Origin of the sequence: Streptomyces sp. LN549 (genome assembly GCF_043203805.1) — a bacterium.
Classification (GTDB): Bacteria; Actinomycetota; Actinomycetes; order Streptomycetales; family Streptomycetaceae; genus Streptomyces.
In genome coordinates this window covers 1582210-1607870 of sequence record NZ_JAZHRI010000002.1, presented here as the reverse complement: position 1 = coordinate 1607870, position 25661 = coordinate 1582210, and the positions used below count along the sequence as shown (strand labels likewise).

Here is a 25661-nt window from a genome sequence, read left to right as displayed (position 1 = left end):
GCGGCGGGAAGGATGTGCGGATGACCGTGACCGCACCGCCCGCCACAGGCGTCCGCCACTACTGGGCCGACCTGCCCGACACCGTACGGAGCGCCGTCCAGGACATCCTCGGCGCGCCGGTCGTCGAAGCCCGGAGCCAGAGCTGCGGCTTCTCGCCCGGCGTCGCCGCCCGGGTCCGGCTCGCGGACGGACGGCGCGCCTTCGTCAAGGCGGTGAGCGCCGAGACCAACCCCGGCAGCCCGGACCTGCACCGCGCCGAGGCCCGCCACACCGCGGCGCTCCCGCCGCACGCCCCCGTACCGAGGCTGCTCGGCTCGTACGACGACGGGACCTGCGTCGCGCTCGTGCTGGAGGACATCGAAGGACACCAGCCCCGCGTCCCCTGGGAGCCGGCCGAGCTGCAACGTGTCCTGGCGGCCGTCGGTGACCTGTCCCGCACCCTTACCCCGGCCCCTGTCGACGCGCCCCCCGCCGGTGAGCGCGAGGCGACGATGTTCACCGGCTGGCGGACCCTGCACGCGGCAGGGGACACCGCCCGCCTGGACCCCTGGGCGGCCCGCCGGCTCGGCGCTCTCGCGGAACTGGAGTCCGGCTGGGCGCAGCACGTCACCGGCGACAGCCTCGTCCACGGTGACCTGCGCGCGGACAACATCCTGCTGACCGAGGACCAGGTCGTCTTCGTCGACTGGCCCCACGCGATGCGTGCCGCGCCCTGGTTCGACCTGCTGGCGATGCTGCCGTGCATGGCGGCTCAGGGCGGCCCCGACCCGGAGACCCTCTTCACCGCCCACCCGCTCGGCCGGGACGCCGACCCCGCCGGAGTCACCGCCGTACTCGCCGCCCTGACCGGCTACTTCGTCGCGCACTCACTGCTCCCCGACCCGCCGGGCCTGCCGACGGTCAGGGCGTTCCAGGCGGCGCAGGGCGCGACCGCCCTGGACTGGCTGCGCGGTCGGCTCGGCGGCGCGCTTGACGGCACTTCCTAAGGACTGTCCCGCAATTCCTGGCGGGCGCGCGACGACAGCTACGGCACCTCGCCGCGTTGTCGGAACGCCCGAATACATCCAGTATTCGGGCGTCCCTCCGCCTTGCGATGCACCGCATCTGACGCCGCGCGCTGATCCACCAGGAATTGCGGGACAGCCCTTCAGTGCCGCGCCACGTAGTAGACGTTCAGGATGTCGCCCTCGACCCGCTGGGTGTCTATCCGGCCGAATCCGGCCTCGCCGAGCATCTTCCGGGCGGTCTGCTCACCCCAGACCGTGCCGAGGCCCTCACCGCCCTCGCCCAGCGAGACACTCATGCAGTAGAACACCGAGAACGTGTACAGCGCCGGGCCCAGCGGGTGGTCGATGTTCTCCTCCAGGCGGCTGGACGCCGCGATGTCCCCCATCAGGAACACGCCGTCCTGTGCCAGGGCGGCGGCGACGGCGGCCAGCGTGCGCGCCGGCCGGGCCAGGTCGTGGATGACGTCGAACGCCGTGATCAGCTCGTAGGAGCCGGAGATCTCGGAGCAGTCGCCGATATCGAAGGCGGTGTTGGCCAGTCCCAGCGCGGCTGCCTCGGCGCGGGCGGCGGCGATGCCCTCCTCGGACATGTCGAGCCCCTGGAAGCGGCTCGCGGGGAAGGCCCTGGCCAGGACGTTGACCGCGTGACCGTGGCCGGTACCGATGTCCAGCACGGAGATGCCCGCGCGCAACCGCTCCGTGAGACCGGGCACCAGTGGAACGATCCCGTTCACCAGTGCCAGGTCGAAGACCTCCCCGGACTCCTCCGCCTGAAGGCTCTGGAACCGCGGAAACGCCGAGTACGGCAGACCGCCCCCGGTACGGAACGCCTCCAGCACCTGCTGCTCGACCTCGCCCATCATGCCGAAGTCCTGCGCGATCCGGGCCAGATTGTCCGGCCCGGCCGCCCGCGTCAGTGAGGCGGCATGCTCGGGCGGCAGCGCGTACGTGCTCTGCTCGGGCGCATAGTCGACGATGCCCCCGACCACCATCGCGCCCAGCCACTCCCGTACGTAACGCTCGTTCAGCCCGGCGGCCTCCGCGATCTCCCCACTCGTGGCCGGCGCCATGCCGGCCATCGTGTCGAACAGACCGCTCTGGTGGCCCAGGCCCGCCATGAGACCCAGGCAGGTGTCGTTCAACACCTGAACCATGCGTCCCGCGAACGCCTCCTGCTTCACCGTATCCGGCGTGATGACGGACATCGCTCCTCCTCTCGCCATCGGGCCACGAGGGGGAGGCGGGGAAGGCGGCCGATCGCACTCACGGCGAGCGGCCCGACGGGACGGCGACGGATTCTCTCGTCTGCACCACGCTACGCGGACGGGGTGCCGCCGGCTGTCCGGGACCGTGGCCGATACCGCGGGACCACCGGTCGCGTCGAGCGCGTACCGGCCCTCAGGCGGCCGGCGAGGCCGCCGCCACCAGCGCCCGCATCACCCGCACGTCCTCACCCATCTCCGGGTGCCACTGCACCCCGAGGACCCACCCCGGCCCCGGCCGCTCGACCGCCTCCACCGTGCCGTCCGCCGCATGCGCCGAAGCCACCAGGCCCGCGCCGAGCCGGTCCACGGCCTGGTGGTGGTAGGTGGGTACCTCGCACGGGCCGGGTGCCACCGAGGCGTACAGCGTCCCCGCGACCGGCGTCACCGTGTGCGTACCGAAAACCCCTGTCGCCCCGTCAGGACCCGCGTGCCCGTCCAGATGCTGCGTCAGCGTGCCGCCGAGCGCCACGTTCAGCACTTGCATACCGCGGCAGATCCCGAGCAGCGGTGTGCCGGACTCCAGCGCCGCCACGATCAGCGCCGCCTCCCAGCCGTCCCGCTCCGGTGCGGGCGGGCCGGTCCGCGGGCCGCGCTCCGCCCCGTACCGCGCGGGATCCACATCCGGCCCGCCCGCCGTCACCACCGCGTCGAGCCGGGCCACCACCGACGCGGCGAGCTCCGGCGAGTCCGGCGGCAGCAGCACGGCCACACCGCCCGCCTCCCGGACCAGCCGGGCGTAACCGGCGGGCAGCAGCGTCGCCGGCAGGTCCCAGACGCCCCAGCGGGCCGAGGCCTCCAGATAGGTACTGATCCCGATCAGCGGACGGTTCATCGGACGCCTCACTTCACTCGCACGGCACGCGGAACGAACCGGCACCGTATCCAAATCCCTTGCCCCGCCCGTAGATTTGGATCATCTGTCGGCCCGCGAGGAGAGGATCCATCCGTGTCCGACCGAACAGCCCCGCTCGCCGTCGAGGAACTCCACCTCCTCGTCGACAGCGGTGAGATCGACACCGTGGTGCTGGCCTTCCCCGACATGCAGGGACGCCTCCAGGGAAAACGCTTCGCCGCCGCCTTCTTCCTCGACGAGGTCGTCGCGCACGGCACCGAGGGCTGCAACTACCTCCTCGCCGTCGACACCGACATGAACACGGTCGACGGGTACGCCATGTCCTCCTGGGACCGCGGCTACGGCGACTTCGCCATGCGCCCCGACCTCACCACTCTGCGCCGCGTGCCCTGGAACGAGGGCACCGCGATGGTCACCGCCGACCTCACCTGGGCCGACGGCTCACCCGTCACCGCCGCGCCCCGCCAGATCCTGCGCCGCCAGCTGGAGCGCCTCGCGGAGCACGGCTACTCGGCCCACGTCGGCACCGAGCTCGAGTTCATCGTCTTCAAGGACACCTACGAGCAGGCCTGGGACCGCGGCTACCGCGATCTGACTCCCGTCAACCAGTACAACGTCGACTACTCCGTCCTCGGTACCGGCCGCGTCGAGCCCCTGCTGCGCCGCATCCGCAACGAGATGGCGGGCGCGGGCCTCACCGTCGAGTCCGCCAAGGGAGAGTGCAACCCCGGCCAGCACGAGATCGTGTTCCGGTACGACGAAGCCCTGGTCACCTGCGACCAGCACGCCGTCTACAAGACGGGCGCGAAGGAGATCGCCGCGCAGGAGGGCGTCGCGCTCACCTTCATGGCCAAGTTCAACGAGCGCGAGGGCAACTCCTGCCACATCCATCTCTCGCTCAGGTCCACCGGCGAACCAGGACGCAGCGTCATGGCGGACAGCGACGGCACCATGTCCCCGGTGATGCGGCACTTCCTGGCAGGCCAGCTCGCCGCACTGCGTGACTTCTCCCTCCTGTACGCGCCGAACATCAACTCCTACAAGCGCTTCCAGCCGGGCTCCTTCGCCCCGACCGCCGTCGCCTGGGGCCACGACAACCGCACCTGCGCGCTCCGCGTCGTCGGCCACGGCCAGTCCCTGCGCCTGGAGAACCGCCTCCCCGGCGGCGACGTCAACCCGTACCTCGCCGTCGCCGGGCTCGTCGCCGCGGGCCTCTACGGCATCGATCACGCGCTCGAACCTCCCGAGCCGTGCGAGGGCAACGCCTACGCCGCCGCGTACGACCACGTCCCCACCAACCTGCGTGACGCGGCCGAGCTCTGGGAGCACAGCGAGATCGCCCGCGAGGCCTTCGGTGACGAAGTCGTGGCCCACTACCGCAACATGGCACGCGTCGAGCTCGACGCCTTCGACGCAGCGGTGACCGACTGGGAGCTCCGACGCTCCTTCGAACGCCTGTGAGGGCCTCCTTGATCCGAGAGCACCGTGTCCTGAACCCGGCGACGGAGGAACTCCTCGTCACCGTCCCCGCCACCTCGGCGGCCGAGGTGGACGCCGCCGTCACCCGTGCCGCCGCGGCCCAACGGGTCTGGGCCGCGCTCGCCCCCGCCGACCGGGCCCGGCTACTGCGCCGTTTCGCCGTCGCCGTCGACTCCCACACCGAGGAGCTGGCCAGGCTCGAGGTCCGCGAGGCCGGGCACACGATCGGCAACGCGCGCTGGGAGGCGGGCAATGTCCGCGATCTGCTCGACTTCGCCGCCGGGGGAGTGGAGCGGCTCAGCGGCCGGCAGATCCCCGTCCCCGGTGGCATCGACATCACCCTGCTCGAACCCCTGGGAGTCATCGGGGTGATCGCCCCGTGGAACTTCCCCATGCCGATCGCCGCCTGGGGGACCGCCCCCGCGCTCGCCGCGGGCAACGCCGTCGTCCTGAAACCCGCCGAGACCACCCCGCTGACCGCAATCCGGCTCGCGGAACTCGCCCTGGAGGCAGGCCTTCCCGAGCACCTCTTCCAGGTACTGCCGGGCGCGGGCGACGAGGCGGGCAACGCCCTCGTCGAGCACCCGGGAGTCGCCAAGATCGTCTTCACGGGCTCCACCCGCGTCGGCAGACAGATCATGGCCAAGTGCGCCCGGCAGGTGAAGCGGATCACCCTCGAACTCGGCGGCAAGAGCCCCAACATCGTCTTCGCCGACGCCGACATCGAAGCCGCCGCGGCCGCCGCCCCGCTGTCCTTCCTGGACAACGCGGGCCAGGACTGCTGTGCCCGCACCCGGATCCTCGTCCAGCGCACGGTGTACGACCGCTTCCTGGAACTCCTCGGCCCGGCCCTCGCGGCGGTCGTCGTCGGCGACCCGGCCGACGAGAAGACCCAGATGGGCCCGCTCATCTCGCGCACACAGCTGGACCGGGTGCGCGGTTACGTCCCCGAGGACGCCGTCGCCATCCGCGGCAGCGCGCCCGAGGGCCCCGGCTTCTGGTTCCCGCCCACCGTGCTCACCGACGTACCTCCGGACGCGCCCCTCGCCACCGAGGAGGTCTTCGGGCCGGTCGCGGTCGTCCTGCCCTTCGAGGACGAGGCGGACGCCGTCCGGCTCGCCAACGCCACCGAGTACGGCCTCGCCGGATCGCTCTGGACCCGTGACGTGGGACGCGCGCTGCGTGTCGCGCAGGCTGTCCGGGCGGGGAACCTCTCCGTCAACTCCCACTCCGCGGTCCGCTACTGGACCCCGTTCGGCGGGTTCAAACAGTCCGGCCTCGGCCGGGAACTGGGCCCGGACGCCCTCACCGGCTTCACCGAGACCAAGAACGTCTTCCTCAGTACGGAGGCCTGAACCGGTATGACCACGGACAACGAGAACATCTGCCGCCGCCTTGTCGGCCGCACCGCCGTCATCACCGGCGCGGGCAGCGGCATCGGCCTGGCCACCGCCCACCGGCTCGCCTCCGAGGGGGCGCACGTCGTCTGCGGCGACATCGACGAGACCGCGGGCAAGGCGGCCGCCGAAGTGGTCGGCGGCACCTTCGTACGCGTGGACGTCACCGATCCCGATCAGGTGGAGGCCCTGTTCAAGGCGGCGTACGACACCTACGGGTCCGTCGACATCGCCTTCAACAACGCCGGCATCTCGCCGCCCGACGACGACTCCATCCTCACCACCGGGCTGGAGGCCTGGAAGCGCGTCCAGGACGTCAACCTCACGTCCGTCTACCTCTGCTGCAAGGCGGCCCTGCCCTATATGCGGCGCCAGGGCCGGGGCTCGATCATCAACACCGCCTCGTTCGTCGCCAGGATGGGGGCGGCGACCTCGCAGATCTCGTACACGGCCTCCAAGGGCGGTGTGCTGGCCATGTCGCGCGAACTGGGCGTCCAGTTCGCCCGTGAGGGGATCCGGGTCAACGCCCTGTGCCCGGGGCCGGTCAACACCCCGCTGCTCCAGGAACTCTTCGCCAAGGACCCGGAGCGCGCGGCCCGCCGGCTCGTGCACATTCCACTCGGCCGGTTCGCGGAGGCGACCGAGATCGCGGCCGCCGTCGCGTTCCTGGCGAGCGACGACTCCTCGTTCGTGAACGCCACCGATTTCCTCGTCGACGGCGGGATCTCCGGCGCCTACGTCACGCCCCTGTAGAGGGGCCGGCCACCGGCTGCGGAACCCAGGGCCTGTCCGGCGGAGCGGAGTCGGACAGGCCCTAGAGTGGAGCGATGAGCAACGCGCCACCGCCCGGCTGGTTTCCGGACACGGCCACACCCGGCAACGAGCGGTGGTGGGACGGCGCCGCCTGGACCGCCCACACCCGACCCGGTGCCGGCGTGCCCCAGCCGTTCGGGCCCGGTCAGGGCGGCGGGGGCAGCAGCAGCGCCAGGACCATCGCGCTCGTGGCGGCCGGCGCAGTGGTCGTCGGCGTGGCCGTGACGGGCGCGATGCTGTTCGGCAGGGACGACGCCGCCGCACCCACCGCGACCCCGTCGGGCAGTTCCGCGCCGAAGGCCGCAGGTACGGCCACCGACGCGGCACCCGGCGACGAGAGCCCGTCGCCGGACGGCTCACCGGCCGACGAGGACCCCACGGTGCTCGTCGACCAGCTCAACGGCATCACCCTGCCGATCCCTGATGGCTGGGAGCGGCCCGAACGCAGCGCCGGGCAACTGCTCACGATGCGCACCACCGGCTCCTACGACTGCCCCGGGGCATCCACCTCGTTCTGCTACCACGGCACGGTGACCACCCGTACCCCGGGCGGCACCGACGCCACCACGCCCGAGGCGCTCGCCAAGGAGGACATCGGCGCCGCCGCGGACCGGGCGTACGAGGAGGACATCGTCGGCCGGCGGATCCACGGCGGCATCATCTCCCACCGGCAGATCGCCGGCGGCCCGGTCAGCGTCGCCGGACGCACCGGATACCATGTGCGCTGGCGGGTCGTCACCGCCAAGGGGCCGGGCGGCTATGTGCAGTCACTCGTCTTCCCCTCGGCCGTGGGCAGCGAGTCGCCCGTCGTCGTCCGCTACGCCTTCGACGCGGGCCCCGACGGGCCGCCGCTCGCCCTCATGGACACCCTCACGAAGGGCATCCGGCCGATCGGCGACAGCGAGACCGGCGGGGGCGTCGGCAGCTCCGTCGCCCCCTGAGAAATGTCCCAGCAGCTCGCTACGAGGACATCCCGGCGCCCTGGAACCGCACGCACCGGACCGCGTCCGCTTTCCGATCTCACGTCACCCGACAGCCTCCGAGAGGCTGTCGGCCCAGAAGGCTCAGAGGGCTCAGAGGAAGGTGCGGCCCTCGCCCCGGTACGTGGGCACGGTCGCCGTCACCCGGTCGCCCTCGATCAGCTGAAGCTCGTCGAACCGCTCGCACAGCTCACCGGCCTTCGCGTGCCGGAACCACACCTTGTCGCCGATCAGCAGATCGTCGGCCGGGGCGCCGAGCAACGGAGTCTGCACCTCGCCGGGGCCCTCCTGCGGGTCGTAACGCAGCCCCTCCGGCAGGTACGGGACAGGCAGCCGGTCCGCACCTGCCGCCCCGGACGCCGGGTAGCCGCCACCGAGCACCGTCACCACGCCCACGCCGGGCCGACGCACCACGGGCTGGGCGAACAGGGCCGCCGGGCGGGCCGTGAACGAGGTGTAGTTGTCGAACAGCCGCGGCACGTAGAGGCCGGAACCGGCCGCGATCTCGGTGACGGCCGGCTCCGCCGCGGTGTGCTGCACACTGCCGGTGCCGCCGCCGTTCACGAACTCCAGGTCCGGTGCCACGGCCCGTACCGCCCGCACCACCTCGGCCCGACGGGCCGCCAGCTCCCGGCGGCCCGCGGCCTGCATCAGCCGGATCGCGCGGGAGCGCAGCGGCCGTCCGGCGAGTGAGTCGCCCACGCCGGCGATGTGGCCCTCGTACGCCATCAGCCCCACCAGCCGGAAACCGGGCCTGCGGGCGATGGACCTGGCCAGCTCCGCCAGCTGGGCGGGGGAGCGCAGCGGCGAACGCAGGGCTCCGATCCTGACCCGGCCGCCGAGCATCCGCAGTGAGGTGTCCAGCTCCAGGCAGACCCGGACCTCCTCCGTGCCCCCGGCCCGCGCCGCGTCGATGAGCTCCAGTTGTGCGTGGTCGTCCACCATCACGGTCACGGCGGCGGCCAGCTTCGGGTCCGCGGCCAGCTCCGCGAAGGCCGAGCGGTCGGCCGACGGATAGGCCAGCAGGACGTCCTCGAAGCCGGCCCGCGCCAGCCACAGCGACTCCGCGAGCGTGAACGACATGATTCCGGCGAACCCGGGACGGGCCAGCACCCGTTCCAGCAGGGCGCGGCAGCGCACCGATTTGCTCGCCACCCGGATGGGCTTCCCGCCCGCACGCCGGACGAGGTCGTCGGCGTTGGCGTCGAACGCCTCCAGATCGACGACGGCGATCGGAGCGTCGAGATGGGCGGTGGCCCGGTTGTAGCGGGTCCGGTCAGCGGCACGGGCAGTCATGGCCGCAGCTTGCCAGACAGCTGTACCGCTGGGTAGGGGGACGATCTGCGCAGATCGACTCCGGACAGGCCCTGGCACGGCGGCCCGCTCCCAAGACCGCCTCCCCAACCCGTAGAGTGACGGGCACGCGGCGAGCAACGGGCCTGCCTGTGCAGCCGATCCGCGTGCGGTACGGAACGGACCAGGGGGGCGGATGAGTACCGAGGCGCAGCGCGCTCCCGTACCGCCACGCCCGAGCACCCCGCCACCGCTCGCCACGGCGCCTGCCGACCGGCCCGTGAACGCCACCCCGCCGCCCCGCCCCGAAAGCCCGCAGTCGGCCACGCCTCCGGCACCGGACGGCCGAGAGGCCGAGACAGCGGCGACCCGCGAGACCGTCGACAGCGGCCCTGAACCGGAAGGCCCCGGAACGGGTCCGGTGACGACGCGGCACACGCCGGGCGGCATCGCCCGGGCCTCGGCCACCGGGGTGAGGGGCATGAGGTTCTCGGATCTTCCCAAGGCGCAGGCACAGACACAGGCACCGGTTCCTGCACTGACACAGGCGCAGGAACAGGCGCGGGTCCCGCACCCGGCTCCGATCCCGGACGCGGAACCCGTTCCGCCGCGGTCCACGACCACCCACCGGCCCGCCGACCCGGCGCCGGAACGGCCGCCGGCCCCGCCGCGGCCCTCTTCCGCACCCCCGGCGACGGCTCCGACCGGGACCCCGCCCCAGGCCCCGTCCGCACCCCGTACCCAGGTCCCCGTTCCCGCCGCGCCCCCCTTCGCATCCCCGACCACGCTGCCCCCCGTGGAGACGACCGCCCGGCTCCGCCCCGTGCCCCCGGCCCCGCGTGCCGACGCGCCCGCGTCCCCAGGCGCCCCGGCCCGGCCCGCCACGCCCCCCGCGGCGACCCGGCGGCGGCCCGTGGGCGCCGTGGAACTAGGCGGCCCGCCGGTCCGGCCCGCGGCAGCCACCCCGTACGCCTACCGGCCCCCGCACACCCGCCCCCCGGCCGAGACGCCGGCCGAGACCACCACCCGGCTCCGGCCCGTGCGGACCCGACGCCCCTTCAGGGCCGCGGCGGCCGCGGTCTGTGTCGTGCTCGGGCTCGGGCTGATCGGCGGGGCCGCCACCGGCAGCTGGCTCACCAGCGACTCCTCCGCCGATCCTGCGGCCCACAGCGCCTACACCGTGGGCCGCGACGCCTGGCACAGCGTCCCGGTGGACACGCTCTTCCCCCGGACGCTCAAGGGCGACGGGGCCGGGCCCGGCGGCGCCGACCGGGTCTGGACCAGGATCGCCGTGGCCCCGGACAGCGGCTGCACGGACGCGTCGCTCGACCCGCTGCTGCTCAAGACCCTCCGGCCGGTCGGCTGCGCCCGCCTGCTCCGCGCCACGTACACCGACGCGACCAGCAGTAGCGTCACCACGGTCGGACTGGTCTTCACCGAGGCCGACACCGAGGCCATGCGGGCGTTGAGCAACCGCTTCAGCACCGAGCACCTGGACGCGCGCACGGACCTGATGCCCCGCACGTACGCCGTGAAGAACAGCCCCGCCGCGGGATTCGGCGACCGGCAGCGGGCCAGCTGGACCGTGCACGCGCTGACCGAGGTGCCGGTCGTCGTGTTCGCCGTCTCCGGGTTCGCCGACGGGCGCAAGGTCACCGACCCGCAGCCGGCCGAGAAGGCCATGGCGCTGAACGCGACGACTGCGGCCGCCCAGGCCGGACTCGGGCACGAGGCCAAGGGCGTGGCCGACCGGGTCGAGCGCGGACTGCGCAGAACCGTCGCCGACCTCACGGAGAAGCCCGAATGACCCGCCACATCCGCCCCCGCAGGCTCCTCGGCGCGGTCTGCGCCGCCACCGCGCTCGCGCTGCTGCCCGCTTTTCCGGCCGGGGCGGACACGATCCGGGCCCAGCAGTGGGGCCTGGACGCCCTCCACACGGACCGGGCCTGGCAGACCACCCGCGGCGAGGGGATCACCGTCGCCGTCGTCGACACCGGGGTCGACGGCAGCCTGCCCGACCTGGCGGGCCAGGTGCTCCCCGGCAAGGACATGATCGGTTTCGGCGCCGGACGCGGGGACCGCTCGTGGGCCAGGCACGGCACCGCGATGGCCGGGATCATCGCCGGCCGGGGCCACGGCAGCGGACACGACGAGGGGGTCATCGGCATCGCGCCCGAGGCGAAGATCCTCCCCGTCCGGGTCATCCTCGAAGCGAGCGACCCCGCGCGGGCCAAGGCGCGCAAGTCCCGGGGCACCGCCCTCGCCGACGGCATCCGGTGGGCCGCCGACCACGGCGCCGACGTCATCAACCTCTCCCTCGGCGACGACAGCGCGTCCGCGCACCCCGAACCCGGTGAGGACGCCGCCATCCAGTACGCGCTGAAGAAGGGCGCGGTCGTCGTCGCCTCGTCCGGCAACGGGGGCGAGAAGGGCGACCACATCTCCTACCCCGCCGCCTACCCGGGCGTGATCGCGGTCGCCGCGGTCGACCGGTACGGCACCCACGCGTCGTTCTCCACCCGCCGCTGGTACGCCACCGTGAGCGCACCCGGGGTCGACATCGTCGTTCCCGCGCCCGACCGCAAGTACTACGTGGAGTGGGGCACCTCCGCGGCGTCGGCGTTCGTCTCCGGAGCGGTCGCGCTGGTGCGTGCCGCCCACCCGGGCCTGACGCCCGCCCAGATCAAGAAGCTCCTCACGGACACCGCCCGCAGCGCCCCGTCGACCGGCCGCGACGACGCCCGGGGCTACGGCATCGTCGACCCGGCCGCGGCCATCAAGGCCGGCGGCTCACCGAGCCCCGCCGGGCTGCGCACCGGCTCCGCCGCGGCCGGCTACCGCAAGCAGTACTTCGGCTCCGGGCCCACCCCGCCCCGCGCGGACGACGGTCCTGCCGGCTGGCTGGCCCCGGCGGCGGGCGGCCTCGGGGCGCTCCTGCTGGCCCTGGCCGTCGTGCTGTGGCGCGGCCGGGGCGGCCGCCCGCCCGCCCCTCGTCGCTGAGCAGCCCTCACCCCGCCCTCACCCCGCGGTCCCGGCCCGCACCACTCCCACCGCCGCCTTCGCCACCGACTCGACGAGCGCGATGCCCGTCTCCTTGGTCCGCTGACCGCCGGACAGCACGGCCACCAGGTAGGTCCGCCCGTCCGCCGTCACCTGCCCGATGCTGTTGATGTTCCACAGCCCGGTGGCGGTACGCGGCATCCAGCCGTTCTTGAGCGCCCACTCGCTGCCCGCGGCCGACACCCCCCACTGCTGGTCGGCCTCGACCTGTGCCATCAGTTCCCGCAGGGAGGCCCGGGATTCCTCGCTCAGCTCCGCGTCGGTTTCCGTGCCGAACACCGCCTCCAGCAGCGTCAGCTGATCGGCCGCCGTGGTCCGGGTCAGCCCCCACGCCTTCGCCGCCGTCGTCGTGGTGAGTCCGAGCCGCTCGTTGGCGGCGTCGAGACCGGCCGCCCCGCCCACCGCCGCCAGCAGCGCGGTGGCGGAGTCGTTGTCGCTCCGCTCGATCATCGCGACCGCGTGAGCGTGTTCGCCGGCGGTCAGTTCACGCTTCTCGTCCTGGGCCCGGAGCAGCAGCGCCGCGAGAATGTCGACCTTGACGATGCTCGCGGTGTCGTAGGTCGCTTCCGATCCCCCGTACACCGCACGCGTCCCGCTGCCGCTGTCCAGCACGGCCACCGAGACGGCCGCCGTGCCCGAGCCGGCCAGCAGTGGTTCGACGGCCGCAGCCAGTTCCGTGTCCAGATCCACCACCGGCTCCTCGCTCGCCGCCGCGACCGGAGCGGTCGCAGCCGGTGAGACGGACGATACGGAAGCCGCGGCGGCGGGCGACTGATCCGGCGACCTGCCGGTCAGGTACGCACCCCCGGCGGCCGAACCGGCCAGCACGATTGTGGCCGCCACGGTCGCGGACAGGGCGGATCTGCGGGCTCTGTGTCGGGGCATGGTCCGGACGCTAGGAAGCCCAGCTGAGAGGAGGCTGAGCCCGACCTGTCGGGGGGATGAGAAAGCCCAGGCACTACGCTCGCCCTGTGGCACAGAAGAACATCCCGGACCCCGGATACTCCGATGACGACGGCACGGCCGACCCCGCCCTGGCCGCGGCACTCGCCGCCTGGGCCGAGGACCGCAAGGCCGTCGGCCCGGTACTCGAAGCCCTCAGGGGGGCTCGTCTCCTGGTTCCCGTGGTGGCCGTCCTCGGTGAGGTGGAGGAGGACGAGAAGGGGCTGCGCCGGGAGAAGACCAGCGACATGGCGGTCCCCACCCTCCAGGCCGGCGACCGCCGCGCCCTGCCCGCCTTCACCTCCACCGCCTCGCTGGCCCGCTGGGACCCGCAGGCCCGCCCCGTCGCCGTACCCCTGCACCAGGCCCTCCAGGCCGCAGTGCACGAGAAGGCCGACACGGTGGTGCTCGACCTCGCCGGGCCAGTGGCCTTCGAGCTGACCGGTTCAGCCCTGCTCGCCCTCGCCGAGGGCCGTACCAGCGCCGACCCGCTGGACGACCCGGCTGTCACCGCGGCGGTACGTGACGCAGTCGCCGCCGAGCCCGCGGTGCTCCGCGCGCACCTGGGGCCGGGCCGCGCCGACGGCACTCTCGCCCTGGTGCTGGAGGACGGTGCCGACCCCGCCGAGACGGCCGGCCGGGTTGCGCGGTTGCTGGCGGCGAACGAGGTGCTGCGCGCACGACTGGTCCGTGGCCTGGACCTCGCGCTGCTCCCGGCCGACGCCCACACGCCCGGTGAGGCCCTGTTCACGCGCTGATCACCCGACCGGCTCAACGCGCGCTGTTCCTGGCGGCGCCACTGATCGGCGGAGTGATCGCGGCGCTCGCGCACCGGCTGGCCCATCCCCTCCCCGGTCGGCAGGCGCAGTCCGTCGTGGCCTGATCCGGCCACCGACGCCGTGAGCCCCCTGCCGGGTCGGGCAGGGGGCTCACGGGCGGGAAGGAACGGAAGGGGCGGGGCGGGCTCAGCCGAAGACCGGGCCGGTGTACTTCTCGCCGGGGCCCTGGCCCGGCTCGTCCGGTACGAGCGAGGCCTCGCGGAACGCCAGCTGCAGGGACTTCAGGCCGTCGCGCAGCGGGGCCGCGTGGAAGGAGCTGATCTCCGTGGTGCTCGCGTCCAGCAGGCCGGCCAGTGCGTGGACCAGCTTGCGGGCCTCGTCGAGGTCCTTGTGCTCGTCGCCGTCCTCGGTCAGGCCGAGCTTCACGGCTGCGGCGCTCATCAGATTGACCGCGACCGTCACGATCACCTCGACCGCGGGCACCTCCGCGATGTCGCGGGCCATTTCGTCGAAGCCGGGGGAATCACTGGTGGGGGTCGCGTCACTCATGCGCCATACGATAGGCCCACGGCGGCCGGCTCCCTTCGCCGGGAGCCGCGCCCCGGCTCCCGAAGCCGTGGTCCGGGCGCGGGGTTCGCACCACCCCGGGGGAGCTGCTAACCTTGTGTAACGACCGGCTGGGCATCTATGTGCCCGGCCCACAAGTGGAGGCTCCGATCTCCCACCTGGCCGTCCTCAGGACGGCGGGTCACCGGTCAGGTGGCGCCCATCGTTCCGTACGGACGATGGAGCCGCCCGATGCGCCCCGCGGTTGACCGCGGCGGTGTTCCGGTTGTTCAGGAGCCCCGCCTGTGTCCCGGCGGGGCATTTTTCATGGTCCTGACCGGTTGGTCTGTTGAAACAGACGTTACGTGGCTGTCTGCCAGGCGGCCGCGTGGTGCTACCGAGGAGGATCCATCAGCGCCGAGCCCCGCATCAACGACCGGATTCGCGTGCCCGAGGTGCGACTTGTCGGTCCCAGCGGCGAGCAGGTCGGGATTGTTCCGCTTGCCAAGGCCCTGGAACTCGCACAGGAGTACGACCTCGACCTGGTCGAGGTGGCGGCTACCGCCCGTCCGCCCGTGTGCAAGCTCATGGACTACGGGAAGTTCAAGTACGAGTCGGCCATGAAGGCCCGTGAGGCGCGCAAGAACCAGGCGCACACGGTCATCAAGGAGATGAAGCTCCGGCCGAAGATCGACCCGCACGACTATGACACCAAGAAGGGTCACGTCGTCCGGTTCCTCAAGCAGGGCGACAAGGTCAAGATCACGATCATGTTCCGTGGTCGTGAGCAGTCCCGCCCCGAGCTGGGCTTCCGACTGCTCCAGCGTCTCGCTTCGGACGTGGAGGAACTCGGCTTCATCGAGTCCAACCCGAAGCAGGACGGCCGGAACATGATCATGGTTCTTGGCCCGCACAAGAAGAAGACCGAAGCCATGGCCGAGGCCCGCGAGGCCCAGGCCGCCCGCAAGGCGGAGCGTCAGGGTTACGCCCACGACGACGCCGAGGCTGCGGACGAGGATGTCGAGGCTCCCGCCGAGGCGACCTCCGAGGCTCCGGCCGAGACACCCTCCGAGGCGTGACCTCCGGGGGCTGCCATCCAGGCGCCCCCGGGTCCCCCCGGAGTCCCACCAAGATCTGACGCCCCTGCAGTCCGGTGCTCGCACCGAGAGGGGCGCCACTGACGAGGAGAGAACGGCGCGATGCCGAAGAACAAGACGCACAGCGGTGCCAGCAAGCGCTTCAAGATCACCGGCTCCGGCAAGGTGCTCCGCGAGAGGGCCGGCAAGCGCCACCTGCTCGAGCACAAGTCGTCCAAGAAGACTCGCTCGCTGACCGGCACGGTCGTCGTGGCTCCGGCCGACGCCAAGAAGATCAAGAAGCTTCTCGGCAAGTGAGGCCGTCGTCCCCGGTGACACCGGGGACGCGCCCTCGATCCGACCGGGACCAATTCGTTTCCGGGCCGTGTGAGTACGACCACGGCCCCGCTACAAGGAGTTAACAAGTGGCACGCGTCAAGCGGGCAGTCAACGCCCACAAGAAGCGCCGGGCAATTCTCGAGGCCGCCAGCGGTTACCGCGGTCAGCGCTCGCGCCTGTACCGCAAGGCCAAGGAGCAGGTCACCCACTCCCTGGTCTACAACTACAACGACCGCAAGAAGCGCAAGGGCGACTTCCGTCGGCTGTGGATCCAGCGCATCAACGCTGCGGCCCGCCAGAACGGCATGACGTACAACCGCCTCATCCAGGGTCTGAACGCCGCCAACATCGAGGTGGACCGCAAGATCCTGGCCGAGCTCGCGGTCAACGACGCCAACGCGTTCGCCGCCCTCGTCGAGGTTGCCCAGAAGGCCCTCCCGAGCGACGTCAACGCCCCGAAGGCCGCCTGATCCAGGCCGCACTTCTTGGCTTTTGAGCCGGACCCGCAGGCGCTCGTCGTCTGCGGGTCCGGTGCGTTGCACGCCCGGGGCCTGTCCGGCCCAGCACCTTCGTACGCAGAGAGGCTCGCCGCCGACATGGGCACCCCCGAACTGATCTCCCCGCGTTCGCCACGGGTCGCCGCCGCCCGGCGGCTGGCCCGGCGCAACTTCCGCGGCAAGGAGCGCAGGTTCATCGCCGAGGGGCCGCAGGCCGTGCGCGAGGCCGCGGACCACCGCGGCAGCGACGGCGAGCCGACCCTCATCGAGCTGTTCGCCACCGTCGAGGCCGCCGAGCGGTACGAAGCCATCGTCGACGCCGCCCTCGACGCGGGCGCCCGGGTGCACCTGGCCGACAGCGAGGTCCTGGCCGACGTGTCCCAGACCGTCACCCCGCAGGGACTGATCGGCGTCTGCCGCTTCCTCGACTCCCCCTTCCAGTCGATCCTCGCCGCGCGGCCGAAGCTGGTCGCCGTCCTGGCGAACGTCCGCGACCCCGGGAACGCCGGTACGGTGCTGCGCTGCGCGGACGCCGCGGGCGCCGACGCGGTCGTCCTCACCGACGCCTCCGTGGACCTGTACAACCCCAAGTCGGTGCGCGCCTCCGTCGGCTCGCTCTTCCACCTGCCGGTGGCCGTCGGCGTCCCCGTCGAGCAGGCCGTGCAGGGGCTGCGGGACGCGGGCGTACGGATCCTCGCCGCCGACGGCGCGGGCCAGGACGACCTCGACGACGAGCTCGACGCCGGCACCATGGGCGGGCCCACCGCCTGGGTCTTCGGCAACGAGGCCTGGGGCCTGCCCGAGGAGACCCGGGCGCTGGCCGACGCCGTCGTGCGGGTGCCGATCCACGGCAAGGCGGAGAGCCTCAACCTGGCCACCGCGGCCGCCGTCTGCCTGTACGCCTCCGCGCGCGCCCAGCGGCCCCGCCGCAGCGCCGGCTGAGAGACCGCCCGTCCGAGGTCACCCGACCGCCGCCACCCGGCGCGGGGCCCCGCAGGGTGTCGCTCCGTCACCGACGACTAGTAGGGTGACGAACTCGGGGGCCCACTGCACCGGTTCGAGAGGTGGGGTACGGGAATATGGCTGTCGGCATGAGCGGACCGCGGGCGACACATGCGGCCGTCGTGCGCGCCGCCGAGGATCCGGACGGCGTCACCGTCGGCGACATCGGATCCCGGGACCAGCCACTGGATCCGGACGACCTTCCCGACGGACTCGTCGTCGCGGACGAGACCGGCCGGGTCATCTGCTTCAACTCCGCCGCCGCGCGGATCACCGCCGTTCCCAGGGCCGCCGCCCTCGGCCGCCCGCTGGAACACGCGCTGCCGCTGGAGGACCTCAAGGGCCGCCGCTGGTGGGAGCTGACCGACCCCTACGGTGGCCTCGCCACCCGCGTCGGCCAGCCCGAACGCAACCTCCTGCTGCCGGGTGGCCGCGAGGTCCTCGTCTCCGCCCGCTACGTACGCGAGAGCCCGACCGGCCCTGTGCGCCGGCTGGTGGTCAGCCTGCGCGGCACCGAGGCCCGCCGCCGTACCGAGCGCAGCCATGCCGAACTCATCGCGACCGTTGCCCACGAGCTGCGCTCGCCCCTGACGTCCGTGAAGGGCTTCACCGCCACGCTGCTGGCCAAGTGGGAACGGTTCACCGATGACCAGAAACGGCTGATGCTGGAGACCGTCTATGCCGACGCCAACCGCGTCACCCGCCTGATCACCGAGCTCCTGGACATCTCCCGGATCGACTCGGGGCGTCTGGAGGTGCGCCGCCAGCCCGTGGACCTCTCCGCCGCCGTCGAACGCCACGTTCAGGCACTCACCGCCTCCGGCCAGGACCCCGGCCGGTTCCTCGTCCGTACCTGCCAGCCGCTGCCCACCGTGTGGGCCGACCCGGACAAGGTCGACCAGGTGCTCGGCAACCTGCTGGAAAACGCGGTGCGCCATGGCGAGGGAACCGTCACCATCGAGGTGGCAGCCGCACCGGCGAAGAGCGACGAGAAGGGAACGGCGGTCACCGTGAGCGACGAAGGCCCCGGCATCCCCGAGGAGTCGCTGGGCCGTGTCTTCACCCGCTTCTGGCGGGGGAGCAAGCGCGGCGGCACCGGCCTGGGCCTCTACATCGTCAAGGGCATCGTCGAGGCGCACGGCGGCACGATCACGGTCGGCCGCGGCCCCGGGGGCGGCGCCGAGTTCCGATTTATTCTGCCCGTGAGCACGCCGGCCTACATGAAGTAGAGGGGCCTGAGCGGACCACGGGCGGCCCACACATCCTGTGGCCCTTAGACTCGACCTTTGGCACCTTTGCGTCCTCCAGTCGTCGAGCGGGGCCGCGCCACCAGCCAATCGGAAGTACGGGAAGAGATGTCGGCACCGAACAAGTCGTACGACCCAGTCGAGGTCGAGGCACTGAAACCGGAAGAGATCGAGCGCATCCGGGACGAGGCGTTCGCCGCCTTCGCCGCCGCGGGCGACCTCGACGCGCTCGCCCAGGCGAAGACCGCGCACACCGGTGGTACCTCGCCCCTGTCACTCGCCAACCGCGAGATCGGCGCGCTGCCGCCGCAGGCGAAGGCCGAGGCCGGCAAGCGCGTGGGCCAGGCCCGCGCCGCCGTGGGCAGGGCACTCGCTGCCCGCCAGACGGAGCTGGAGGCCGAGCGGGACGCCCGGGTCCTGGTCGAGGAGGCGGTGGACGTCACGCTGCCGTACGACCGCACCCCGGCCGGTGCGCGCCACCCGCTGACGACCATCATGGAGCGCGTCGCCGACGTCTTCGTGGCCATGGGCTACGAGGTCGCCGAGGGCCCCGAGGCCGAGGCCGAGTGGTTCAACTTCGACGCCCTGAACTTCGTGCCCGACCACCCGGCCCGGCAGATGCAGGACACCTTCTTCGTCGAGGGCGCCGACGGCGCGAAGAACGACGAGTCCGGTGTCGTCCTGCGTACGCACACCTCGCCGGTCCAGGCCCGCACCCTGCTCGACCGCGAGCCCCCGGTCTACGTCGTCTGCCCCGGCCGGGTCTACCGGACCGACGAGCTCGACGCCACGCACACCCCGGTCTTCCACCAGATCGAGCTGCTCGCCGTCGACGAGGGCCTCACCATGGCCGATCTGAAGGGCACCCTCGACCACATGGTCCAGGCGCTCTTCGGCCCGGACATGAAGACCCGGCTCCGGCCGAACTTCTTCCCGTTCACCGAGCCGTCCGCCGAGATGGACATGGTCTGCTACGTCTGCCGCGGCGAGTCCGTCGGCAACCCCGACCGCCCCTGCCGCACCTGCGGCAGCGAGGGCTGGATCGAGCTCGGCGGCTGCGGCATGGTCAACCCCAAGGTGCTCATCGCCTGCGGTGTCGACCCCCAGAAGTACAGCGGATTCGCCTTCGGGTTCGGCATCGAGCGGATGCTGATGTTCCGCCACAACGTAGAAGACATGCGAGACATGGTCGAAGGCGACGTCCGGTTCACCCGGCCCTTCGGGATGGAGATCTGATGCGCGTCCCGCTTTCCTGGCTGCGGGAGTACGTCGACCTGCCGCCCACCGAGACCGGCCGTGACGTACAGGCCAAGCTCGTCGCCGTCGGCCTGGAGGTCGAGACCGTCGAGCAGATCGGCGCCGGCCTCAAGGGCCCGCTGGTCGTCGGACAGGTGCTGACCATCGAGGAGCTGGAGGGCTTCAAGAAGCCCATCCGCTTCTGCACGGTCGACGTCGGGTCCGCCAACGGCACCGGCGAGCCGCAGGAGATCGTCTGCGGTGCCCGTAACTTCGCCGTCGGCGACAAGGTCGTCGTGGTCCTGCCCGGCGCCGTGCTGCCCGGCGACTTCGCGATCGCCGCGCGCAAGACGTACGGCAGGACCTCGCACGGCATGATCTGCTCCACCGACGAGCTCGGCATGGGCGACGACGGCACGCACGGCATCATCGTGCTGCCGCCGGAGCACGCGGTCGGTACCGACGCGATCGAGCTGCTTCAGCTCGTCGACGAGGTCCTCGACATCGCCGTCACGCCCGACCGCGGCTACTGCCTGTCGATGCGCGGTGTCGCCCGTGAGACCGCCATCGCCTACGGCCTGCCGCTGCGCGACCCGGCCCTCCTGGACGTGCCCGCGCCCAACGCGTTCGGCTACCCGGTCAAGGTCTCCGACCCGATCGGCTGCTCCCGCTTCACCGCGCGCACCGTCGTCGGTCTGCAGCCCGAGGCCCGCTCGCCGATCTGGATGCGGCGCCGGCTCCAGAAGGCCGGAATGCGGCCGATCTCGCTCGCCGTCGACGTCACCAACTACGTGATGCTCGAACTGGGCCAGCCGCTGCACGCCTACGACCGGACCCGGATCGACGGTCCGATCGGGGTGCGCCGCGCCGAGCAGGGCGAGAAGCTCACCACGCTCGACGGCACCGTCCGCGTCCTGGACGCCGCCGACCTCGTCATCACCGACAACCGCGGGCCGATCGGCCTGGCGGGCGTCATGGGCGGGGCCAACACCGAGATCGCCGACGCCTCCGAGGACGCCCACACCACCGAGGTCGTCATCGAGGCCGCGCACTTCGACGCGATCTCGATCGCCCGCACCGCGCGCCGCCACAAGCTGGCCTCCGAGGCGTCCAAGCGCTTCGAGCGCGGTGTCGACCCGCAGGCCGCGGCGGCAGCCGCGCAGCGCACCGTCGACCTTCTCGTGCTGCTCGCCGGCGGTACCGCCGAGGCGGGCGTCACCGAGGTCACCGCCCCGTCCGGTCCGCGGACCATCACGATGGCGGCCGACCACCCCGACGAGGTGGCCGGTGTCGCCTACGGCCGCGAGACCGTCGTGCGCCGCCTCCAGGAGGTCGGCTGCGACGTCTACGGGCAGGACGAGCTCCTGGTCACGGCCCCGTCCTGGCGGCCCGACCTCAACGAGCCGAACGACCTCGCCGAAGAGGTCATCCGGCTGGAGGGTTACGAGAACCTCCCGTCCACGCTCCCGACGCCGCCCTCCGGCCGCGGGCTCACCGACCGCCAGCGGCTGCACCGCAGGGTCGGCCGGGCACTGGCCGGCGCCGGTTACGTGGAGGCGCTGAACTACCCGTTCACCGGCGAAGCGGTCCTGGACCAGCTGGGCCTGGAGGCGGACGACGCCCGCCGCCGTACGGTCAGGCTCGTCAACCCGCTCTCCGACGAGGAGCCGTCGCTGCGCACCACGCTGCTGCCGGGCCTCCTCGGCGCACTGCGGCGCAACGACGGCCGCGGCAGCCACGACCTCGCGCTCTTCGAGACCGGTCTGGTCTTCCGGCCCACCGGCCAGGAGACGAAGCCGGTCCGGCTGCCGGTCGACCGGCGCCCCTCCGACGAGGAGATCGCCTCGCTCAACGCCGCGCTGCCGCGTCAGCCGCGCCGCGCCGCGGTCGTCCTCGCGGGCGCCCGCGAGCAGGCCGGCTGGTGGGGCAAGGGCCGACCGGCCGACTGGGCGGACTCCGTCGAGGCCGCCCGCACCATCGCCCGTGAGGCCGGTGTCGACCTCACGGTCCGCGCCGACCAGCACGCGCCGTGGCACCCGGGCCGCTGCGCCGCGCTGTACGTCACGGTCAACGGTGAGGAGATCCTCTTCGGTCACGCCGGCGAGCTGCACCCGCGTGTCATCAAGGAACTCCACCTGCCCGAGCGCACCTGTGCCATGGAGGTCGAGCTCGACGTCCTGGAGCAGGCCGTCGACGGCGCCCTCCAGGCGCCGCGGATCTCCACCTTCCCGGTGGCGACCCAGGATGTCGCACTGGTCGTCGACCAGGGCGTGCCCGCCGCCGACGTGGAGCAGGCGCTCCGCGCGGGCGCGGGTGAACTCCTCGAGTCGCTGCGGCTGTTCGACGTCTTCACGGGCGAGCAGATCGGCGAGGGCCGCAAGTCCCTGGCGTACGCGCTGCGTTTCCGTGCAGCGGACCGCACGCTGACCGTCGACGAGGCGAGCGCCGCCCGGGACGCGGCGGTGGCACTGGCCGCCGAGCGTACGGGTGCGGTGCTGCGCGGCGCGTAGCAGCCCGCCCGCACAGTGAGGAGGGGCGTATCCGGCCACCGGATACGCCCCTCCTGCGTGCTCGCCCAGAGGCGGAGGACCGCACGCGGGATCCGGCCGGTCCGGGGAATCCGGTTCCCGGCCGACCCCGCAGCCACCCTCCGATCCGTGGGCAGTGGGTCGTGCGATCCGGCGCCGTCCGCGCTGCCGCGGAGTGTCGGGCAGGTCGGCAGAGCGGACGGCGCGGGTGCGGGTCGTCGTGCTGTACGAGGGGGAGCAGACGACCCGGCCGCCTCTTGCGAGGGACTCATTCAAGCGATCCGCGGACCGGTGCGACAGCGTGCGCAGCGGGACGGTTCGGGCATTCCGTTCACACCCCGTGTGAATCGTGCTCCACTGGGGCGACACGTCCTGGCGTGCCGACCCTTCGGAGGGGGCAATGGGGGCAATGGAGCCCAATACTCTGCTAGAGGCTCTGATCGACGAGGCGGGCTTCTCCCGGGCCGGGCTCGCCGCACATGTGAACCAGGCCGGCCGCGCCCGGGGGCTGGGGCTGCGCTACGAACACACCGCCGTCGCCCGCTGGCTGAAGGGCCAGCGGCCCCGCGGTCAGACGCCCGACCTGATCTGCGAAGTGCTGGGGAACCGGCTGCGCAGGGCCGTCTCGCTCGACGACATCGGTCTGGCGGCCCGCGGAGGCCACACGCCCGTGCAGGGTTCCTCGCTCACCGGTTTCGTCGAGCGGGCCACCGCCGTGTGGCGCTCCGACGAACAGCAGCGCCCGCATGTCGTCGCCGCCCCGGCCGTCACGGGAACGACCGCGGTGATGCCTGTCTGGGAGTGGGAGAACCCGCCGGAGGACGCCGACGTGTCCCGTTCCGGCCCGCACCGGGTCGGTCCGGCCGACATAGCAACCCTGCGGGCCGCTCGCGCCCACTACGAACTGATGTACCGCAAGGCGGGCGGAATCGCGACGCGTGCGCGCATCGTCGGCTTCCTCAACAGCGAGACCGCCCCGTTGCTGCGCGGCGGCTACAGCGACGCGATGGGGCGTCAACTGCACCGCGCTACGGGTGCTCTGGTGGCTGTGGCGGGCATCTGCGCGTACGACTCCGACGCACACGGGCTCGCCCAGCGCTATTTCCACCAGGCGCTGCGGCTGGCCAAGGCGAGCGGGGACCGGGGGCTCGGCGGCTATGTGATCGCCCTGCTGGTGAACCAGTCACTGTTCCTTGCCGAGTACCGGCAGTCCGTCGCCTTCGCCGAGGCGGCGCTGCGGGCCGCCGGACGCGACATCACCCCCGCACTGGCGGCCGACCTCCATGCGATGCAGGCCAAGGCGTACGCCCATCTCGGCGACGGACCGGGCGCGTTGAGATGCATCGGGCGTGCCGAGTCCGAGGCCGAACGGATCCGGCCGGGCCAGGAGCCGGACGAGACGGGGTACGTACAGCCGGGTCTGGTCGACGTACAGGTGGCGGAGGCCCTGCTCGGTCTCGGGGACCTGCCGGCGGCCAGGGAGCACGCCGCAGCCGCGGTGCGGACCCCCGCGCACGACCGGGGCCGGGTCCACCGGCTGGCGATGCTGACCACGATCGAGCTGCGGCAGGGCGAGGCCGACCGGGCCGCGGTCACGGCGGCGGAAATGGCGGAGCGCGCCAGGGGCATGGAGTCGCAGCGGCTGCGCGACCGGCTGCGGGCCGTGCGCGGACACCTGATCGCGAGCGGCAGCGCCGAGGCGGAACGGGCCGCCGATCTCGTCGACGGTGCGCTGCGCGTACCGCTGTGAGTACCGCTGTGACTCGAGGTCTGCTGCGATATGGCCACCTACTAGTCAGAAGGTGGCAGAACTGTGCAGTGGACGAATCTGAACGAACAGACTGTGTACGAGAACCGCTGGTTCCGGGTCAATCTGGCGGATGTCGAACTCCCCGACGGTCACCACCTCGACCACTTCGTGATCCGGCTCCGTGCCGTCGCGGCGGCCACGGTCGTCAACGAGGCGAATGAGGTCCTGCTGCTCTGGCGGCACCGGTTCATCACCGACAGCTGGGGCTGGGAGCTCGCAGCCGGGGTGGTGGAGGAGGGCGAGCAGCCGGCCGCCGCGGCCGCCCGGGAGATGGAGGAGGAGACCGGCTGGCGCCCCGGCCCGCTGCACCCCCTGCTGACCGTGGAGACGTCGAACGGGCTCACCGACGCCCGGCACCACTTCTACTGGGGCGAGGAGGCCGGCTGGACCGGTCACCCCGTCGACGACTTCGAGTCATCGCGCCGTGAGTGGGTACCGCTCAAGCTGGTGCCCGACATGATCGCCCGCGGCGAGGTCCCGGCCGCGGGGATGGCCGCCGGGCTGATGATGCTGCACCACTTACGGCTGGGCTGAACCGGGCCGCCGACGTGCGAGGGGCCGACGGCCCCTCGCACGCGAGTGCGAGCGGGATCAGGCGTACGGGTAGAACCCGGAACCGGTCTTGCGGCCGAGCCGGCCCGCGTCCACCATGCGCTGGAGCAGCGGGGGAGCGGCGTACAGCGGCTCCTTGTACTCGGCGTACATCGAGTCGGCGACCGAGGCCACCGTGTCGAGGCCGATCAGGTCGGCGAGCTTGAGCGGGCCCATCGGGTGGGCGCAACCCATCTCCATGCCGTTGTCGATGTCCTCGCGGCTGGCGATGCCCGACTCGAACATCCGGATCGCGGAGAGCAGATACGGGATCAGCAGCGCGTTGACGACGAAACCGGAACGGTCCTGGGCGCGGATCGGGTGCTTGCCCAGTATGTCCTGCACCATGGCCTCGGCGCGCTTGATCGTCTCGTCCGACGTGGTCAGTGCCGGGATCAGCTCGACGAGCTTCTGCACCGGGGCCGGGTTGAAGAAGTGGATGCCGATGACCTGGTCCGGGCGGGAGGTCGCGACGGCCAGCTTCACCAGCGGGATCGAGGAGGTGTTGGAGGCGAGGATCGCGTCCTGCCGGGTCACCACCTGGTCCAGCACCTGGAAGATCTCGGTCTTGACCTGCTCGTTCTCCACGACGGCCTCGATGACGAGATCGCAGTCGGCGAACTCACCGAGGTCGGTGGTGAAGCTGAGACGGCCGAGGGTCTCGTCGCGCTCCTCAGCGGTGATCTTGCCGCGTTCGGCGGCCTTCGAGAGGGAGTTGTGGAGCCGGGTGCGGCCGATCTCCAGCGCCTCGCCGGTGGTTTCGGCCACCTTGACGTCGAGGCCGCTGCGGGCGCACACCTCCGCGATGCCTGCGCCCATCTGGCCACAGCCCACCACTCCGACGCGTGCAATGTCGGCCATAGAGTCCGTCACCTCGTGCCTTTCGCTGTTCTCCGTTCGGCGGCTTCCGTCTGATTCCGG

Annotated in this window: 23 protein-coding genes; 17 read left to right on the top strand and 6 right to left on the bottom strand. The window is 72.3% G+C overall.

Annotation, left to right across the window (positions count from 1 at the left end; genetic code table 11):
• The first annotated feature begins 20 nt into the window (after positions 1 to 20).
• Entirely contained in the window at positions 21 to 986 is a 966-nt protein-coding gene (locus tag SH922_RS07095) for an aminoglycoside phosphotransferase family protein (RefSeq protein WP_393056038.1), read from the top strand.
• Between the two features lie 161 nt (positions 987 to 1147).
• On the opposite strand, the gene SH922_RS07090 is transcribed toward SH922_RS07095, so the two are convergent.
• On the bottom strand, positions 1148 to 2212 hold the full coding sequence (locus SH922_RS07090) for a methyltransferase domain-containing protein (RefSeq protein ID WP_393056035.1): 1065 nt from the start codon (positions 2210 to 2212) through the stop codon (positions 1148 to 1150).
• Positions 2213 to 2405: 193 nt separating this feature from the next.
• Positions 2406 to 3104: a gamma-glutamyl-gamma-aminobutyrate hydrolase family protein gene (locus SH922_RS07085; RefSeq protein ID WP_393056032.1), complete on the bottom strand. Its 699-nt coding sequence runs from the start codon at positions 3102 to 3104 to the stop codon at positions 2406 to 2408.
• Positions 3105 to 3218: 114 nt separating this feature from the next.
• Here SH922_RS07085 and SH922_RS07080 point away from each other — a divergent pair, with 114 nt between their 5' ends.
• From SH922_RS07080 to SH922_RS07065, 4 genes are all read left to right on the top strand, one after another.
• Positions 3219 to 4586, top strand: a complete 1368-nt coding sequence (locus tag SH922_RS07080) for a glutamine synthetase family protein (protein WP_393056029.1) — start codon at positions 3219 to 3221, stop codon at positions 4584 to 4586.
• Between the two features lie 8 nt (positions 4587 to 4594).
• Complete coding sequence (locus SH922_RS07075) at positions 4595 to 5959, top strand: aldehyde dehydrogenase family protein (protein WP_393056026.1); 1365 nt, start codon at positions 4595 to 4597, stop codon at positions 5957 to 5959.
• Between the two features lie 6 nt (positions 5960 to 5965).
• Entirely contained in the window at positions 5966 to 6754 is a 789-nt protein-coding gene (locus SH922_RS07070; protein ID WP_393056022.1) for a 3-oxoacyl-ACP reductase, read from the top strand.
• Positions 6755 to 6828: 74 nt separating this feature from the next.
• Positions 6829 to 7755 carry a DUF2510 domain-containing protein gene (locus tag SH922_RS07065; RefSeq protein WP_393056019.1) on the top strand — a complete coding sequence of 309 codons (927 nt, stop codon included), beginning with the start codon at positions 6829 to 6831 and terminating at the stop codon, positions 7753 to 7755.
• A gap of 132 nt (positions 7756 to 7887) precedes the next feature.
• Here SH922_RS07065 and SH922_RS07060 read toward each other — a convergent pair whose 3' ends face one another.
• Entirely contained in the window at positions 7888 to 9090 is a 1203-nt protein-coding gene (locus SH922_RS07060) for an amino acid deaminase/aldolase (protein WP_393056016.1), read from the bottom strand.
• Between the two features lie 1036 nt (positions 9091 to 10126).
• On the opposite strand from SH922_RS07060, the gene SH922_RS07055 reads away from it, so the two are divergent.
• Together SH922_RS07055 and mycP are read left to right on the top strand one after the other, a co-directional pair.
• On the top strand, positions 10127 to 10894 hold the full coding sequence (locus SH922_RS07055) for a hypothetical protein (RefSeq protein ID WP_393063480.1): 768 nt from the start codon (positions 10127 to 10129) through the stop codon (positions 10892 to 10894).
• Positions 10891 to 12087, top strand: coding sequence for a type VII secretion-associated serine protease mycosin (mycP, locus tag SH922_RS07050; protein ID WP_393056013.1), 1197 nt, complete (start codon positions 10891 to 10893; stop codon positions 12085 to 12087). Before SH922_RS07055 ends, mycP begins: the two co-directional genes overlap by 4 nt.
• A gap of 18 nt (positions 12088 to 12105) precedes the next feature.
• Here mycP and SH922_RS07045 read toward each other — a convergent pair whose 3' ends face one another.
• Positions 12106 to 13032, bottom strand: coding sequence for a serine hydrolase (locus SH922_RS07045; protein ID WP_393056010.1), 927 nt, complete (start codon positions 13030 to 13032; stop codon positions 12106 to 12108).
• 86 nt (positions 13033 to 13118) lie between these two features.
• Between SH922_RS07045 and SH922_RS07040 the strand changes: the two genes are divergently transcribed.
• Entirely contained in the window at positions 13119 to 13847 is a 729-nt protein-coding gene (locus tag SH922_RS07040; protein WP_393056007.1) for an SseB family protein, read from the top strand.
• A gap of 207 nt (positions 13848 to 14054) precedes the next feature.
• Here SH922_RS07040 and SH922_RS07035 read toward each other — a convergent pair whose 3' ends face one another.
• Positions 14055 to 14417, bottom strand: coding sequence for a DUF1844 domain-containing protein (locus SH922_RS07035; RefSeq protein ID WP_136327541.1), 363 nt, complete (start codon positions 14415 to 14417; stop codon positions 14055 to 14057).
• 362 nt (positions 14418 to 14779) lie between these two features.
• On the opposite strand from SH922_RS07035, the gene infC reads away from it, so the two are divergent.
• The 9 genes from infC (at position 14780) to SH922_RS06990 (ending at position 24683) form a co-directional block, all read left to right on the top strand.
• Complete coding sequence (gene infC / locus SH922_RS07030; protein ID WP_393056003.1) at positions 14780 to 15493, top strand: translation initiation factor IF-3; 714 nt, start codon at positions 14780 to 14782, stop codon at positions 15491 to 15493.
• A 120-nt stretch (positions 15494 to 15613) separates the two neighbouring features.
• Positions 15614 to 15808 (top strand): 50S ribosomal protein L35, encoded by a 195-nt coding sequence (rpmI, locus tag SH922_RS07025; RefSeq protein ID WP_003970213.1) that lies wholly within the window; start codon positions 15614 to 15616, stop codon positions 15806 to 15808.
• Positions 15809 to 15915: 107 nt separating this feature from the next.
• Positions 15916 to 16299, top strand: a complete 384-nt coding sequence (gene rplT / locus SH922_RS07020) for a 50S ribosomal protein L20 (protein WP_024494113.1) — start codon at positions 15916 to 15918, stop codon at positions 16297 to 16299.
• Positions 16300 to 16425: 126 nt separating this feature from the next.
• Complete coding sequence (locus tag SH922_RS07015) at positions 16426 to 17268, top strand: TrmH family RNA methyltransferase (protein ID WP_393063479.1); 843 nt, start codon at positions 16426 to 16428, stop codon at positions 17266 to 17268.
• A 137-nt stretch (positions 17269 to 17405) separates the two neighbouring features.
• A complete protein-coding gene (locus SH922_RS07010; RefSeq protein ID WP_393055999.1) occupies positions 17406 to 18557 on the top strand; it encodes an ATP-binding protein in 1152 nt (383 codons plus the stop codon).
• A 126-nt stretch (positions 18558 to 18683) separates the two neighbouring features.
• A complete protein-coding gene (pheS, locus tag SH922_RS07005; protein WP_145762505.1) occupies positions 18684 to 19811 on the top strand; it encodes a phenylalanine--tRNA ligase subunit alpha in 1128 nt (375 codons plus the stop codon).
• Positions 19811 to 22321 (top strand): phenylalanine--tRNA ligase subunit beta, encoded by a 2511-nt coding sequence (pheT, locus tag SH922_RS07000; RefSeq protein ID WP_393055994.1) that lies wholly within the window; start codon positions 19811 to 19813, stop codon positions 22319 to 22321. The genes pheS and pheT overlap by 1 nt, the downstream gene beginning before the upstream one ends.
• Before the next feature lie 427 nt (positions 22322 to 22748).
• On the top strand, positions 22749 to 24089 hold the full coding sequence (locus SH922_RS06995) for a transcriptional regulator (protein WP_393055991.1): 1341 nt from the start codon (positions 22749 to 22751) through the stop codon (positions 24087 to 24089).
• A 63-nt stretch (positions 24090 to 24152) separates the two neighbouring features.
• Complete coding sequence (locus SH922_RS06990; protein ID WP_393055988.1) at positions 24153 to 24683, top strand: NUDIX domain-containing protein; 531 nt, start codon at positions 24153 to 24155, stop codon at positions 24681 to 24683.
• Between the two features lie 57 nt (positions 24684 to 24740).
• On the opposite strand, the gene SH922_RS06985 is transcribed toward SH922_RS06990, so the two are convergent.
• A complete protein-coding gene (locus SH922_RS06985; protein WP_393055985.1) occupies positions 24741 to 25601 on the bottom strand; it encodes a 3-hydroxybutyryl-CoA dehydrogenase in 861 nt (286 codons plus the stop codon).
• Positions 25602 to 25661 lie beyond the last annotated feature (60 nt).

Coding starts and splice junctions, on each gene's coding strand:
- SH922_RS07065 (WP_393056019.1), top strand. CDS start 6,829: ATGAGCAACGCGCCACCGCCCGGCTGGTTTCCGGACACGGCCACACCC.
- rpmI (WP_003970213.1), top strand. CDS start 15,614: ATGCCGAAGAACAAGACGCACAGCGGTGCCAGCAAGCGCTTCAAGATC.
- SH922_RS07095 (WP_393056038.1), top strand. CDS start 21: ATGACCGTGACCGCACCGCCCGCCACAGGCGTCCGCCACTACTGGGCC.
- SH922_RS07010 (WP_393055999.1), top strand. CDS start 17,406: ATGGCTGTCGGCATGAGCGGACCGCGGGCGACACATGCGGCCGTCGTG.
- SH922_RS07090 (WP_393056035.1), bottom strand. CDS start 2,212: ATGTCCGTCATCACGCCGGATACGGTGAAGCAGGAGGCGTTCGCGGGA.
- SH922_RS07070 (WP_393056022.1), top strand. CDS start 5,966: ATGACCACGGACAACGAGAACATCTGCCGCCGCCTTGTCGGCCGCACC.
- SH922_RS06995 (WP_393055991.1), top strand. CDS start 22,749: ATGGAGCCCAATACTCTGCTAGAGGCTCTGATCGACGAGGCGGGCTTC.
- pheT (WP_393055994.1), top strand. CDS start 19,811: ATGCGCGTCCCGCTTTCCTGGCTGCGGGAGTACGTCGACCTGCCGCCC.
- SH922_RS07085 (WP_393056032.1), bottom strand. CDS start 3,104: ATGAACCGTCCGCTGATCGGGATCAGTACCTATCTGGAGGCCTCGGCC.
- SH922_RS06985 (WP_393055985.1), bottom strand. CDS start 25,601: ATGGCCGACATTGCACGCGTCGGAGTGGTGGGCTGTGGCCAGATGGGC.
- SH922_RS07045 (WP_393056010.1), bottom strand. CDS start 13,032: ATGCCCCGACACAGAGCCCGCAGATCCGCCCTGTCCGCGACCGTGGCG.
- SH922_RS07015 (WP_393063479.1), top strand. CDS start 16,426: ATGGGCACCCCCGAACTGATCTCCCCGCGTTCGCCACGGGTCGCCGCC.
- mycP (WP_393056013.1), top strand. CDS start 10,891: ATGACCCGCCACATCCGCCCCCGCAGGCTCCTCGGCGCGGTCTGCGCC.
- SH922_RS07060 (WP_393056016.1), bottom strand. CDS start 9,090: ATGACTGCCCGTGCCGCTGACCGGACCCGCTACAACCGGGCCACCGCC.
- pheS (WP_145762505.1), top strand. CDS start 18,684: ATGTCGGCACCGAACAAGTCGTACGACCCAGTCGAGGTCGAGGCACTG.
- SH922_RS07035 (WP_136327541.1), bottom strand. CDS start 14,417: ATGAGTGACGCGACCCCCACCAGTGATTCCCCCGGCTTCGACGAAATG.